This window comes from Chitinophaga deserti, assembly GCF_003149455.1.
Lineage (GTDB): Bacteria > Bacteroidota > Bacteroidia > Chitinophagales > Chitinophagaceae > Chitinophaga > Chitinophaga deserti.
Window position 1 is genome coordinate 155,207 of sequence record NZ_QFFK01000004.1, and the last position, 13,741, is coordinate 168,947.

At 51.6% G+C, this 13,741-nt stretch carries 11 protein-coding genes; 4 read left to right on the plus strand and 7 right to left on the minus strand.

The window, feature by feature from the left end; genetic code table 11:
* Positions 1 to 81 precede the first annotated feature (81 nt).
* Entirely contained in the window at positions 82 to 1,359 is a 1,278-nt protein-coding gene (locus DEV76_RS10435; RefSeq protein ID WP_232826923.1) for a DUF5690 family protein, read from the plus strand.
* Here DEV76_RS10435 and DEV76_RS10440 read toward each other — a convergent pair.
* From DEV76_RS10440 to DEV76_RS10470, 7 genes are all read right to left on the minus strand, one after another.
* Complete coding sequence (locus DEV76_RS10440) at positions 1,339 to 1,701, minus strand: DUF1304 domain-containing protein (RefSeq protein ID WP_109697848.1); 363 nt, start codon at positions 1,699 to 1,701, stop codon at positions 1,339 to 1,341. The two genes, DEV76_RS10435 and DEV76_RS10440, sit on opposite strands and share 21 nt — an antisense overlap.
* 83 nt (positions 1,702 to 1,784) lie before the next feature.
* Positions 1,785 to 2,708, minus strand: a complete 924-nt coding sequence (locus tag DEV76_RS10445) for a glycerophosphodiester phosphodiesterase family protein (protein ID WP_109697849.1) — start codon at positions 2,706 to 2,708, stop codon at positions 1,785 to 1,787.
* 4 nt (positions 2,709 to 2,712) lie between these two features.
* Positions 2,713 to 3,309 (minus strand): histidine phosphatase family protein, encoded by a 597-nt coding sequence (locus tag DEV76_RS10450; RefSeq protein ID WP_109697850.1) that lies wholly within the window; start codon positions 3,307 to 3,309, stop codon positions 2,713 to 2,715.
* On the minus strand, positions 3,302 to 4,717 hold the full coding sequence (locus tag DEV76_RS10455) for an FGGY-family carbohydrate kinase (RefSeq protein ID WP_109697851.1): 1,416 nt from the start codon (positions 4,715 to 4,717) through the stop codon (positions 3,302 to 3,304). The genes DEV76_RS10450 and DEV76_RS10455 overlap by 8 nt, the downstream gene beginning before the upstream one ends.
* Positions 4,718 to 4,742: 25 nt before the next feature.
* On the minus strand, positions 4,743 to 6,188 hold the full coding sequence (locus tag DEV76_RS10460; RefSeq protein ID WP_109697852.1) for an FGGY-family carbohydrate kinase: 1,446 nt from the start codon (positions 6,186 to 6,188) through the stop codon (positions 4,743 to 4,745).
* Entirely contained in the window at positions 6,181 to 7,188 is a 1,008-nt protein-coding gene (locus tag DEV76_RS10465) for an NAD(P)-dependent oxidoreductase (protein ID WP_109697853.1), read from the minus strand. Before DEV76_RS10465 ends, DEV76_RS10460 begins: the two co-directional genes overlap by 8 nt.
* A 1-nt stretch (position 7,189) precedes the next feature.
* Positions 7,190 to 8,446: an MFS transporter gene (locus tag DEV76_RS10470; protein ID WP_109697854.1), complete on the minus strand. Its 1,257-nt coding sequence runs from the start codon at positions 8,444 to 8,446 to the stop codon at positions 7,190 to 7,192.
* 227 nt (positions 8,447 to 8,673) lie between these two features.
* Here DEV76_RS10470 and DEV76_RS10475 point away from each other — a divergent pair, with 227 nt between their 5' ends.
* The 3 genes from DEV76_RS10475 (at position 8,674) to DEV76_RS10485 (ending at position 13,738) form a co-directional block, all read left to right on the plus strand.
* Positions 8,674 to 9,438: a DeoR/GlpR family DNA-binding transcription regulator gene (locus tag DEV76_RS10475; RefSeq protein WP_109697855.1), complete on the plus strand. Its 765-nt coding sequence runs from the start codon at positions 8,674 to 8,676 to the stop codon at positions 9,436 to 9,438.
* 263 nt (positions 9,439 to 9,701) lie between these two features.
* Complete coding sequence (locus DEV76_RS10480) at positions 9,702 to 11,687, plus strand: tetratricopeptide repeat-containing sensor histidine kinase (RefSeq protein ID WP_109697856.1); 1,986 nt, start codon at positions 9,702 to 9,704, stop codon at positions 11,685 to 11,687.
* A gap of 38 nt (positions 11,688 to 11,725) precedes the next feature.
* Complete coding sequence (locus DEV76_RS10485) at positions 11,726 to 13,738, plus strand: ATP-binding protein (RefSeq protein WP_109697857.1); 2,013 nt, start codon at positions 11,726 to 11,728, stop codon at positions 13,736 to 13,738.
* Positions 13,739 to 13,741: the final 3 nt, after the last annotated feature.

The window sequence follows — 13,741 nt, forward strand, 5'->3', positions numbered from 1 at the left end:
ATCCGGAAATGTAGAACAAAGCAGGGCTGTCCATAAGGCGGCCCTGTTTTCATTTCCACTTAATCGCCGTATATTCCGTACATGCAATTTACCCGTCGGGAACTGGGCGTTGCGGCCTTCGCTGCCATTACCGCCTTCTGCGCTTATACCGCCATCTTTTCTTTCCGGAAAGCCTTTAACGTAGGGGCTTTTGCGGGGCATACGCTTTGGGGTATGGATTACAAAACGGTGTTGGTAGTATCGCAGGTATTTGGCTATATGCTCAGTAAGTTTTACGGCATCCGTTTTATTGCCGGATTACAACGGAAGAACCGGCATTGGCTGATACTGGGGCTTACAGGAGCAGCCTGGATGGCATGGGCACTCTTTGCCATTGTGCCGCCGCCTTATAACTGGTGGTGCCTTTTCCTGAATGGTTTTCCGCTGGGGATGTTGTGGGGTGTGGTATTTTCTTACATCGAGGGGCGCCGTACAACGGATATGATCAGTGCCGCACTGGCCGTGAGCTTCATATTTGCATCGGGCCTTGCCAAGAGTGTGGCCCAATGGGTAATGGAAGGATGGGGGATAAGTGAATACGGAATGCCCTTCGTGGTAGGTTGTATTTTTATGCCGGCACTCATTGTATTTGTATTGCTGCTGGAGAAGATTCCGCCTCCGGGGGAAGATGATAAAGCACAACGGATGGAAAGGTTGCCAATGCCTGCTGCAGACCGCAGGGCGTTATTAAAGCGCTTCTGGCCGGGGATTACGCTGCTGGTGATCGTTTATATCCTTGTTACCATCCTGCGCGAAGTGCGCGACAGTTTCATGGCAGATATGTGGCGCTCTTCAGGAGAACCCTTTCAGCCGGGTGTATTCGCAGGTACAGAAAGCCTAATTTCCATCGTTATCCTCATTATGATCGCTGCCATGAGCTGGCTGCAGCATAATTTCCGTGCTTTCTTTGTTACCCAGTGGATCATGCTGGCAGGCTTTGCACTCACGCTTTGCGGGGCTATGCTCTTCTCCGCCGGACAGCTGGGTATGTATGCCTGGATGCTCATAGCGGGACTGGGCCTCTACATGGTGTATATTCCTTTCAACAGTTTGTTGTTCGACCGCTTCATTGCCGCGTTCCGATTTACGGGGAACGTAGGTTTCCTCATCTATATCGCAGACTCCTTCGGGTACCTTGGCAGCGTAGCCGTAATGCTCACCAAAACCGTGTTCCGGCTGGAAGTCAACTGGCTGGATTTCTATACCGGACTGGTGAAGATAGCAGGAGTGATTGGTTTGCTGGGTACCGCACTGGCCATGTACTGGTTCCGGAAGAAGTACCGTGAGAGCGTTGCGCAGTTACAGCACCCAAATCAGTAAAAGGGTAATTAATGCAGGAAGCGCCTGCACGAAGAAGATGCGTTTTGTAGCGGTGACAGCTCCGTAAATACCTGCTACGGCCACACACAACAGGAAGAATACCGCCACATGCTGCTGCCAGGCAGGATCGTGGATCCATACGCTCCAGATGAGGCCGGCTGCCAGAAAGCCATTATACAGCCCCTGATTGGCCGCCAGCGCTTTGGTAGGTTCGAACATTTCTTTGGGGATCTGTTTAAATACTTTGGGCGCCTTGGTGGTCCAGGCAAACATTTCGAGCCAGAGAATGTACAAATGCTCGATTGCGATCAGGGTAATCAGAATAAGAATGATGATTGCCATAGGGGGTGGTGCTTGTTTCCTTCAATTTACCCAATTTAATGCCGGATTGTTCAGTCCCGGGAATAAAAAAGCCGGTCCCCCCTTTATTTCGTTATGATAAAGAATTTCTTTTTCGGGCTTTTGGCGGGAACGAGCGTTTTAATGGCTTCTCCGGCTTCCAGTGAACGGTCGGCCTCAATAAGACTGGCGCCGCCTTCTATCACCGCGCGGTAAGCTTTGGCACGTTCTGCTGCATCCGGAAGCTTGTCGTAAGTAGGGGCAGCAGATATCATGCACATAACGCCCCGTTTGTTAAGGTTGGCATACAGCGGCTTCAGCTCAGGTTTATTATCCGGGCCAACATAGGCCATGATATGCGACCAGGGGATGTTTTCCTGTTCATACTCTTCCAGCGCTTTCTGTGTTTTTACGAAGGCTTCGAATACGATCTCCTTATTGCGCTCGTGATACCATTTTGCTTCTTTAGCGGAATGAACAGTTACCATTACATGGCCTTCCGCTTTGTTTCTACGGATGATATCGGCCGTCATCTGGAAAGGAACATCCTTTTTATCGAGGATGAGCACGGTTTTGCCGCGTGCCCATTTGATAGCCTCTTCCAGTGTGGGAATCCGGAAATCAGTGAGGTTACCTTCTACATCTTTCAGGCGGAGCTGTTTCAGTTCGGCAAGGGTATAATCACCTACTTTACCGGTACCATTTGTGGTGCGGTTGAGGGTGGCATCGTGCATGAGAACGATCACGCTGTCTTTCGTCAGGCGCGGGTCTATCTCGAAAGTGGCAGGTGTGTATTTAAGGGTGTTTTCCAGTGCTTCAATACTGTTTTCCGGAAAGCCTTTGTTGATGCCGCCGCGATGGCCGCTTACGAAAGGAATATCGTTGCCGGTGTATTTGAAGAAGGAGCGGAGCTCTTTCGCGTTTTTTATCTTCAGCACATGCAGGCCGGATTGGGCAAAGGAGCCGAATGCGCAGCAAAGTATTGCGCTGCAGAAGAGGATTCTTTTCATGCTGTCAGAATTTGGCATTGAGGTGTTGTAAGGTGAAGGCGCCATCCGTATCGAGGGTGAACATGGTGACAGAAGCGTTCTCCTGTACCAGCATCCGGTAATTACGAAGGGGCATGCCCAGTTTATAAGACAGGTATAGTCTGTTGACGCCATTGTGTGCGGCTACGAGAATATTACCTGTGGGATGTTTGCGGTGTATATCGAGGAAGAAGGCATCTACCCGCTCCACGATCTCTTTCCCGTTTTCGCCGGTACCGCCAGCGCGGAAGCGGTAGGGATCTTCCATCCACCTGTGCCAGTGTTCAGGCGCTTCTGCAATGAATTCCTCTTTGGTTTTATGTTCCCATGCGCCAAAGTCGGCTTCAATCAACCTTTCATCTTTGCTGACATAAGCACCCGATGCGATATTAGCCGTCATGAAAGCACGTTCCAGCGGGGAGGAGTACACCCCGTCGAAAGCGATGTCTTTCAACTGATCGCGAACAGCCTCTGCCTGCGAGATACCTTTGGCGGTAAGCGGAATATCGGTACGTCCGCAATAGCGGTTATTGTCTGCGTTCCAGGCGGTTTGTCCGTGGCGGAGGAGGTAAACGTTAAGCATATCCTTTGTCTTTCAATTTTTCCCTGAATAACTGGTAACCTTCTTTATAAGCTTCGGTGAGGCCTGATTCCGGCAGAATGGTTTTTTCGATGTGTGCCATGGCTGCTGCGGCTTCAATGATGCTGCTATAATGCGTTTGTGAGGCGGCAAGGATAGCCGCCCCTGCGGCACCGCTTACTTCCTGCATCTTATGAACGGGCACTCCCAGTACAGATGCCCTTATCCTGAGCCAGAGACTGCTGTTGCTGGCGCCACCTGCTGTGTAAACTGCTTTCACGGTTTCCCCGGAAAGCGATTCGATCATCTCATATGCCATCTTCTCGATGTAAGCCACACCTTCCATACCAGCCGCGAATTTCTCCGGGCCTTCCAGGTCTGCTGCGGCAAATGCTTTTGCCTGCGGTGCTATGAACGGGAAACGCTCACCTGCCTGCTCCAGGGGCCAATACAATTTCCCTGTGGGAATGAGTGCTGCGGCCTGCTGGTTAAGTTCTTCCAGGTTGATTCCGAAATGCTTCGGTATCCAGTCTGCCCCGGTATTGCTGGCGCCGCCCGGCATCCAGTACCCCTGCGGGTGGCGGTGGTTGTATAACCTGCCAAGCGGGTCGTGTACAGGCTTTTCCGTTACCCCTTTCACTACGAGCGTTGTGCCGATGGTAGTGTTCCAGGCGCCGGGTGTAACCGCACCGGAAGCAATCTGCGAAGCACAGCCGTCTGTCATCCCTGCCGTAACAATTACGTTATCGGGCATTCCGGGCAGCTTTACGGTTACTTCTCCGATGGGTGCTCCCGAGGGTATAACCTGCTGCAGCCATTCGCTTTTAAGTGGTAAATGGCCCCAAATATATTCCGGCCACCGTTCGTTTGCTACGTCGTACCCGGATTTTAACACATTGGTAAAGTCGGTGACGTTGAAGTTGCCTGTCAGTTTACCGGTAATGAAATCTGCAGCGTGAATGAATTTATATAACCGTGCAGCCTTTTCCGGGAACTGTTCCGCGAACCATACCATTTTAGGTAAGCCGCTCGTGGTGTTGAAAGCCGTGTAGCCTTCCGGGTGGTATTTTTCCGCAAGGGCTTTACAGCGCTTCCCTTCTTCTGCCTGCCGCCCGTCGCTGTACATGATAGCTGGGTGGAGGGGCTGACCGTTTGCATCAATAGGAATGATGGTGCCGGAAGTGCTGGTTACCCCTATAGCACGGAGCTTCGCGGCAGCGGGCTGCTGCAGGAGCCTGGTAAGCAGTCTTTCACAGGCAGCCCACCATTCATCAGGCGATTGCTCCTCCCGTGAGGCCCCGCTTAACGGAAAGTGCTCACTATGCGATGCCAGCATATGGCCATGTTCATCCGTGAGAATGGCCCGGGCGCCCTGAGTGCCCACGTCCAGTCCGATAAAAGTATGTTCCATGAATGATTGCTGTTATTGTGGCGGATTAGTTCATATTCCTGAAGTAATCCCGCGTTTTTTCCCATTCCGCATAAATAGCGGCATAATGCGCTTCTTCCTGCGGATGCACAGTTTCAATGGCGGCATCCATCTGTCCGTCTATACCCAGTGCCTCGTTACAGATGAGGGCACCGCCTACTGCGGAGGATTGCTGGAAACCGGTACGCATCTGTACCTTTTTGCCGGTGAGGTTGGCGATCAGCTGCCGGAGGGTGAGACTTTGCAGTCCGCCTCCGCAACCCCAGATGTAATCGGGCTGGTGGCCTGCTACTTCCGCGAGGATCTTGTAGTTCTTCACGATAGAGCAGGCAATGTCTACCATCGTGGCCCATACAAAAGAGCCGCGCGTAAGCAGGTGAGACACGGGTGCGGGGAAGATGAAGCCGCCCCTCGTGAGGGATACTTCTTCATCGGCCAGCAGGGAACCCAGACTGGCCATGCAGAAGGTATGCCGGTTGTCTGCCAGTTCCTTTTCGATCACATCATATCCTTCGTTGGGATAAAAGATTTCTTTCAGGCGCTGGTAGTTGAGGCCGGTAACGCCTGCATTTGCTTCAAATACAAAGCGTTCCTGCACAATGTCTCTGCTGGTCCAGGTGCGCTCTTCGGTATCGAGGGTATATTCCCCGGTGAGTTTAACGATGGGAGTGGTGGTGCCGGAAACGATGACCATGTCATCTACCGCCGGCCGCGTGCTTTTTATGGCCAGCTGCGTGTCTCCGCCGCCAACGATTACGATGGCTGCAGGAGCTATTCCCAGATCGCCTGCCACTTCGGGCCTTACAGGTCCCAATATGGAAGCGGAAGTGCGTAACGACGGCAGGAGGGAAGCCTGCAGGCCGAACATTGCGCAGAGCTCATCGCTCCATTGCTGTTGTGCCACATCGAACAGGAGGGTTTCTGAAGCCTGGGAGTGTTCGTATTTGGCGATGCCGGAGAATTGGTATTCCACCCAGTCTGAAATACTGAGGAAAGTAGCGGTCTGCTCCCAGATGGCGGGTTTCCTTTCACGGATGCCCACCAGTTTGAAAGCGGAGAACAGTGAAGTAGGGTAGCGGCCGGTGAGCTGATATACGCGGCTTTTATCACTGAGGATGGGTTCCCATTCCCGGCCGCGGTGGTCGATGTTGGGAAGGCCTGTGAGGGCCTTGCCTTTTGCATCGAGGAGTACGATGCCTTCGCGTTGACTGGTTGCGGTAATAGCGCGAATCTCCGCATGGGGCGCTGTAGCGAGGGTCTGCTTTGCAAGGCGGAGAATCTGCTGCCAGAGGGCATCAGGATCAAAGTGCAATGCGTCTGGATAAAGCGGGTCCTTTTCGTACCGGATGTCTTCACGGGATACACCGAGTACCTGTCCACCGGGAGTGGCGATGGCTACGCGCACGTTGCCTGTGCCGATGTCTGCTATGATGTATGCGTCTTGTTTAACCATTGACGGGAGTTGGAAGGATTTGTCTGTTAGCCAGTTCGCGTATCTGCCGGTTTCCGTTGGCGAACCACTGCGTAAGGGCCTTGTTCATGATGGCTACGTGATGATCTTCTACTTCAAACGTTGCCCCTGCAATATGCGGTGTGGCAATTACATGCGGCTGGTCGATGATGCGGTAATCGGTCTCATCCGGCGGTTCGTTGTCGAACACATCCAGTACGGCGCCGCGGATAGCCCTGGTTTCCAGTACCGCGAGGAGATCTTCTCTTTTCACCACAGCCGCACGGGCGGTATTCACAAAAATGGCGTCTTTTTTCATCAATGTCAATACGCTGCTGTTGATCATGTTCTTCGTTTCTTCGGTAACAGGCAGATGAATTGATACCACATCGCTGGTAGCGAAGAGTTCTTCAAGGCTGAGTTTAGTATAAGCAGGGTCGTATTCCGTTACGTATGGGTCGAAGAACTGGATATTACAGGGGTAATTCCGGATCATGCCTGCAATGAGCTGTCCGATAGCACCAAAGCCCACCATACCCACGGTTCTGCCTGCCAGTTCATTGCCTTTGAAGTGCAGATAAGAATCGTGTGCACCGGCCTGCCAGTTGCGGCCTTTCAGCCAGTCGATCCCCGGGATGGTATTGCGCAGCAGCATGATTACGTTGGAGATGAACATTTCTGCTACCGCCTGTGCGTTACGTGCAGGGGTAAAGAGTACCGGGATGCCGAGGGATGTTGCTTTGGCAACGGCCACATTGCTGGGGGTACCGCGGCATACGCCTATGAACTGCAGTTTCGGGAATGCTTCTATCACTTTGGCAGTAACATGGTCGTGTTCCGTGATGAGCGCATCAGCTTTGGATTCTGCCAGCAGTTGAATCAGTTCACTTTCGTTCCAGGCGCGGCCATGAGGTTTCCATGGACGGTACACGGTTTCTCCGAAAAGTTGCTCTACTTCCTGAATGCCTTGCTGATGGTAAGGTGCTGTGATTAAAATGCGCATGCTATATAGATTGAATTGCTTCTGCGGGTTGTGTATAGTGAATGGTTTTTGCGTTGTTGGGAAGGGTGATGAAACGGGTGATGATGGCACTGATGATGTATAGTCCTGCCAGGATCCAGATCACACCTTCTTCACCGGCACTGCCGATAAAGAGCCCTACAATGGCGGGTCCTACAAACACCGGAAGTCCTGCCCCAAGGTTAAGAATGGCCATGGCGGCGCCTTTGTCTTTCTTCACCAGCGAGGGTACAAGTGCGGTGAGGGGAACATATCCCGCCAGCAGTGCACCCCAGAGTATACCTGCCAGCATCACTGCCCAGTAGCTGCCTTCCCAGATCTGCGGGGCGTAATAGAAAAGTAATGTGCTGAGTGCGCAGCCTACGCCGCCAAACCACATGATGGTGTTGCGCCAGCCGAAATGGTCGCCCACGAAGCCGAAAATGAGGTTGAAAATGATATTGGAGGTGAAGATGGTGCCCCAGATGGTGAGCCACTCCGTGGTATCGAATCCATGCCTTGCCATGTACATGGGCAGGAAAACGGGGAAGGCGAATTGAGCGGTGGTATTGATAATGCGAACGATACCGCCAAGCAATACTTTGGGCTCTTCTTTCACGATGGTAAGCCCTTTAATGAGTTCCTGTACTTTGGAACCACCGTCTGACTGCCGCGCAGGTTTGCTGCGGTTGAGCAGGAGGGCGAGTACTGCACCGAGGAGTGCCCAGAAGAGGGAGGTCCACAGGGTATTGAGATGCCCGAACTTGGTGATGGCCCAGCTGGAATAGTAAGCACCCAGTACATTGAGGCCGCCTGTGAATACGAACCAGAACCAGCCTACTGCACGGCCGAGCTGCTGCTGTGGACTGCTATACGCAATCCATACCAGGAAGGAATATGCGAAAAGCGGGTACCCGAAGCCGCGGAGGGCGTAGGTAAACAGCATTACGGGTACATTCAGCTCCGGCATGCCCAGGCCTACAAAGCCTACGGTACCGAGGCAATACAATAATAAGCCGAGGGCCATGGTGCGGCGCACGCCAAATCCTTCGGCCATTACGCCGGAGAACCATGCGGAAATGGCGATGGTGATGCCATAAACGGTAAACAGGGTGGCGGATTGCTGAATGGTCATGCCGTGATCGATCAGGTATGGGCTTAGCCAGCCCTGCTCAATACCGTCTCCCATCATGAAGATCATTACACCGAGGTAGCCCCAGATGAGTTGGCGTGGAATGCCTGCTTTTTCTAAAGTGGTCATTGTTATCAGTTGTTCGTGGAAATAAAACGTAATGGAATTGAAACTTCCTAAAAGTAGAAATTAAACTTAATTAAACAAATATTAATTGAAATAAAGTTAGTCGGGTATCTTAATGTGCCTTGCAAATCAATGGTTAACATTAATATAAAGGATGCTATTGCCGTTTGTAATCCAAAAAATGTACATTTGGTGAAAGATAATTTAACATTAAGAAAGCCGCCACGCATATGAACATCACGGAAAGGCACCAGCTGATTCTGCAGGAATTACAGGAAAAAGGGAAAGTAGACATTCAGGAACTGAGCGATATGCTCCAGGTATCCGGCGTCACCATCCGGAAAGACCTCAAGCTGCTGGAGGAAAAGAAGCTCCTCTTCCGCACCAAAGGCGGCGGATCTACCCAGAACCCCTACGCCATAGAGCGCCCGATCAATGAGAAGGAATTTATCCGCATGGAAGAAAAGAAGAAGATCGCCCGTGCTGCTATGGAACTCATCGGCCACAACGATTCCATTATTATCGGCTCCGGTACCACCGTATTCGAACTCGCCCGCATCCTCCATCCCTCCAAACATATCACCGTTATCACCCCGGCACTGAAAGTAGCCCTCGAACTCTGTAACCGTCCGAATATAGACGTGCTGCAGATAGGAGGCCTCATCCACCAAAGCTCCTCTGCCGCCGCAGGCTCCTTTGCGGAAAGATTACTGAACGATATTTCCTGTGGGGTATTGTTTGTAGGGGTAGACGGCATAGATCCGGAGTTTGGACTTTCCATCACCAACCTCGCAGAAGCAAGCCTGAATATGAAAATGATCGGACTGGCGCAAACAGTTGTTGTAGTGGCAGACAGCTCTAAATTCGACCGCCGTGGCATAGGCCGCATCTGCAGCCTGGAGCAGGTAGATTACATCGTTACCGATAACCAGGTAGATTCCGCTACGGTGCAGATGCTGCAGGACCGTGGCGTGAAAGTGATCCTCGCTTCCTGAATTCCCAATATTAAATACGGAAATTGAGTATATTTACGCACTTTCGTTTGTGCGCAGTTTACTTATTGGACAGTTTTGCCAACGGTTAACAGCCATCAGCGCATATTAGCAGCATATTCCTGGTATTATTAAGAGCAGTCGGGCGCATTCCGGATCCATTCCCGGGGCAATATTGCTGTGCCCGATGTGGCAGGCTTGTCCTGGTCATGAAACTGAAATGCACCCTGCCTGCAGGTATTATGTCATTTTATTAAGGACCAGGTATGTTCCGTATCCTCTCTTCATTCAGCCTGCGGCCGCTTATTCCGGCCGCTGTAATAACCATCGTGTGCTTTTCCGGATGCGGGCAGCAAAACGCCCGCCGTGCTGCTACTGCACATCAGCAACTCATAAAAAGCGATACTGCTCCTGTACGCGCTCTCCTTCGTTCCGCTCAAAGCATTCCCGATTCAACACCCGGTGTTGCCATGGCACTGCTGGATTCCGTCCATCAGTTAAGCATTGCTTCCAACGATACCTGGAGCACAGGTATGAGCCGCTATTATAAAGCGCAGTTACTCTTCGATACCAGCGGTTACCTGCCCGGCAGGGAATTGTATGCCAGTGCGCTGGAATCACTGCTGGCAACAGACAGCCTGGAAGATGCCGCTAAAGCCGCTACAGGGATCGGTAATACCTTTCTGCAGACCGGTCCGCCGGATTCTGCCGTAAAGGCATATATGCAGGCGCTGGACTTATTCGCCAAAGCTAACAAGCCTGATAGCCGCGCACAAACATACAGCGGACTGAGTACGGCTTTCAGCCAGCTGGGGCAACGGGAGAAATGTCTGGAATATTCCGGGAAAGCGGAGCAGCTTTTCCGCACCGCCAGGGATACGCCCAACATCATCCGCAGCATGATCAACCAGGCTACGCAACTGAACTATCTGTACCGTTATGAAGAATCAGTACCCATGTATCTGCGTGCAGTAGCGCTCAGCGACCAGTCCGGGTTTGTGCTGGGGAGGTTTTACGGGCGGCTTGCCATGGGGGATTATTACACTACGCAGTTTAAATATGATTCTGCACTCATCTACCTGCGGGCGGCAGAAAAGGTAGTGGCGGAAAACACAGTTGCCAAGCAATACATGAGCATCCTCTATGCCACCATGGGCCGGGTGTATTACATGCAGAAAGTATATGCCCCATCGCGGGCTTACTTCGCCAAGGCCGTGGAGATCTCAGGGCAGCTGGGCAACCTCGAAATGATGATCAAGCAATACCGCGTGTTCACCAAAGTGAACATACTGCTGGGATTGAAGGAGGAAAGCCTTAAAACCTACGACCTCTATACCGAATACCGCGACAGTATGCAGGATAAACAGGTATCGGCTTCGGTGAACGAAATGGAAACGAAATACCGTACCGCGGAAAAGGATGTGGAACTGGCCCGTAAGGAGCTTGACCTCGCCCGCCAGCAGCTGGATATCCGTAACCGCAACACAGGGCTGTATATACTCACCGGTATATTATTGTTGCTGCTTTCCGGTGGCGGCGCTTACCTGATGCATGCCCGGCAGAAACAACAACTGGCCGCGCAGAAGATACTTACCCTGGCACGTGAAGCAGAACTGGAAAAAGCACAGGCAGCCATGGAAGCAGAAGAAAAAGAACGTGCCCGCATTGCCCGTAACCTCCATGATGGCGCTGGTTCCATTCTCTCCGGCGTTAAACTCTATCTCTCTTCCCTCGAAAATCAATACAGAGAACTGGCTGGCTCCAATGCCTACCGCGATACATTAGGACTGCTCAATGAAGCAGTTACGGAAATCAGGGAAACATCCCACAACCTCCTGCCTAAAATCCTTCACCTCGACGGACTTCATACCGCCATCCGCGACTATTGCAGCAAACTGGAAAGAAACGAACGCTTTGAACTCGAATTCCAGTCGTATGGTTCCCCGGTACGGTATAACCATGACTTCGAACTCATGGCCTTCCGCACCTTCCAGGAGCTGATCAGCAATGTGATCAAGCATGCCGATGCCACGCATGTACTGGTACAACTAACATTCCGCTCCGGCGCCTTTTCCATGACGGTGGAAGACAACGGGAAGGGGATCAGTACGCAGGAGATATCGGACGGTATCGGGATGTTTGGCATCCGCTCACGGGTGGCTGCTTACAAAGGAACGATGGATGTGGATTCCTCACCGGATGGTACATCCGTCAGCCTCGAGTTTCCGGTTCCGGCAAACATATTGACTTAAGACATATTGTGTTACTTCATTTTACTCTCTTCATTACCATGCAAAAACGCCCATTCCAAAACCTGACATTACTAAAGAGGCTTGCCGCCGCACTATTGTGCCTGCTGCCGCTCCTGTCAAATGCGCAAACGCTTCCGGAAATTCACCGGAGAAACCTCACTAAGATCGAACATCATAAGGAAGATACGGCCCTCGTGAAATTACTGGTAGACTATGCCATTGATCTACAGGAGGTCGATGATGATACGGCCATGATTGTGCTGGACAAAGCCCTTGCCATAAGCCACAAACTGAAATACGATGGTCAGCTGGGGATGATCAATTGCGCCCGGGCTACCAGCTTCATCAATCTCGGGCAGTTTGATTCCTCACGGGTGTATTACAGGATAGCGCTCGGATACATGATTGAAGACGGGAACCATACCTATGCCGGCATTTCATGGACCGGCATCGGCAATGTTGAGCTACAGACAGGCAGGATCGATTCCGCAGCGCATGCATTTCTGAACGGACTGGATTACTATCGCAAGGCAAAGGATACTTTCCGGCTGGCGGACGGATACAATGGGCTTTCCATTGCATTCAGCCAGATGGGGCAGTTGGAAAAAAGCCTGGGGTATCTCAAGCAGGCCGATTCATTATACATGAACAAGAAAGATTCCATGAACCATGTGAAAATGCTGATCAATATGGGGGATAAATACGGCCGCCTTGGCCGCCCTGCAGAAGCAGCAGTTTCATTCCGGGAAGCCATCCGCATCAGTGACCTTTCCCGGTTTCAGTTTGGTCGTTTCTACAGCCGCGTAGCCGTAGGGGAACTGTTCGCCAATAACAAAACGCATTTAGACTCTGCACTGTTATTCCTCCGGCAGGCAGAAGAAATTGCTAAGTCTGTGAACATCCCTTCTCTATACATCAGTTCCATGCAGGTAACGTTTGGTTTGGCCCATTTCGAAGCGGGGCAGTATTCCATTGCACGGGAATACCTGCTGCGTGCAGAACCTGCTCTTCGCGAAGTAGGGCATGTTCAGACACTGATGCAGCATTTTTTGCTGCTTACCAAAGTGAATATGAAACTGGGACTAAAGAATGAATCCCTGTCAGCATTAGGCAACTATATCATGTACCGCGATAGTGTCCAGAAAACGGATGTGACCGGAAAAGTAAATGAACTGGAAACGAAATACCGCATGCTGGAAAAGGATAAGTCGCTTGCAGACCAGCAGCTGGCCATTACAAAGAAAGATCTGGAGATCCGGAATAAAGGCATGATGATGACCGGACTGGCCGGTGGACTACTATTGGTGTTGGCACTCGCAGCCGGACTTTTCATCCATTTCCGGCAGAAGCAGCAGCTGCAGTTACAGGAGATGCGCTTAATGCAAAAGGAATCCGAACTGGCCATGGCGAAAGCCACTATGGAAGGGGAAGAGAAAGAGCGGGCCCGTATTGCAAGGAACCTCCACGATGGTGCAGGCTCCATCCTGTCTGGCGTGAAATTGTATTTATCCTCGCTGGAAACGCAGTACAGTGAACTTACCGGCTCAGCATCGTACCGCAATACCCTGGGGCTGCTCAATGAAGCGGTTACCGAGATTCGGGATACATCACATAACCTGATGCCGAAGCTGTTGTTTGAAGACGGACTGGATGCTGCTGCCCATGCTTATTGTGATAAACTGGGCCGCAATAATGCTTTGGAATTTGAATATCAGTCTTACGGTGAGCCCATGCGATTCAACAGTCATTTTGAGCTGATGGCTTACCGCATGCTGCAGGAGCTGCTGGGGAATGTGATTAAACACGCGGAAGCTTCGCATGTAATGGTGCAGCTGAATTTTAGTCCGGATGCATTTTCCATGACGGTGGAAGATAATGGAAAGGGGATAGGTGAGCCGAAGGAAGGGACAGGGATCGGACTGTACAGCCTGAAAGCCCGTGCAGCGGCATTCCGCGGAACGATGGAAATAGATACTTCACCGGATGGTACATCCATCTACCTGGAGTTTCCCATCATACCGCATACCGGCCCGGCCGCCGGCAGCAACTAATCA

What these genes read in the sequence shown, in the direction of transcription:
- DEV76_RS10435 (WP_232826923.1), top strand. Translation starts at nt 82, where the DNA reads ATGCAATTTACCCGTCGGGAACTGGGCGTTGCGGCCTTCGCTGCCATT.
- DEV76_RS10440 (WP_109697848.1), bottom strand. Translation starts at nt 1,701, where the DNA reads ATGGCAATCATCATTCTTATTCTGATTACCCTGATCGCAATCGAGCAT.
- DEV76_RS10445 (WP_109697849.1), bottom strand. Translation starts at nt 2,708, where the DNA reads ATGAAAAGAATCCTCTTCTGCAGCGCAATACTTTGCTGCGCATTCGGC.
- DEV76_RS10450 (WP_109697850.1), bottom strand. Translation starts at nt 3,309, where the DNA reads ATGCTTAACGTTTACCTCCTCCGCCACGGACAAACCGCCTGGAACGCA.
- DEV76_RS10455 (WP_109697851.1), bottom strand. Translation starts at nt 4,717, where the DNA reads ATGGAACATACTTTTATCGGACTGGACGTGGGCACTCAGGGCGCCCGG.
- DEV76_RS10460 (WP_109697852.1), bottom strand. Translation starts at nt 6,188, where the DNA reads ATGGTTAAACAAGACGCATACATCATAGCAGACATCGGCACAGGCAAC.
- DEV76_RS10465 (WP_109697853.1), bottom strand. Translation starts at nt 7,188, where the DNA reads ATGCGCATTTTAATCACAGCACCTTACCATCAGCAAGGCATTCAGGAA.
- DEV76_RS10470 (WP_109697854.1), bottom strand. Translation starts at nt 8,446, where the DNA reads ATGACCACTTTAGAAAAAGCAGGCATTCCACGCCAACTCATCTGGGGC.
- DEV76_RS10475 (WP_109697855.1), top strand. Translation starts at nt 8,674, where the DNA reads ATGAACATCACGGAAAGGCACCAGCTGATTCTGCAGGAATTACAGGAA.
- DEV76_RS10480 (WP_109697856.1), top strand. Translation starts at nt 9,702, where the DNA reads ATGTTCCGTATCCTCTCTTCATTCAGCCTGCGGCCGCTTATTCCGGCC.
- DEV76_RS10485 (WP_109697857.1), top strand. Translation starts at nt 11,726, where the DNA reads ATGCAAAAACGCCCATTCCAAAACCTGACATTACTAAAGAGGCTTGCC.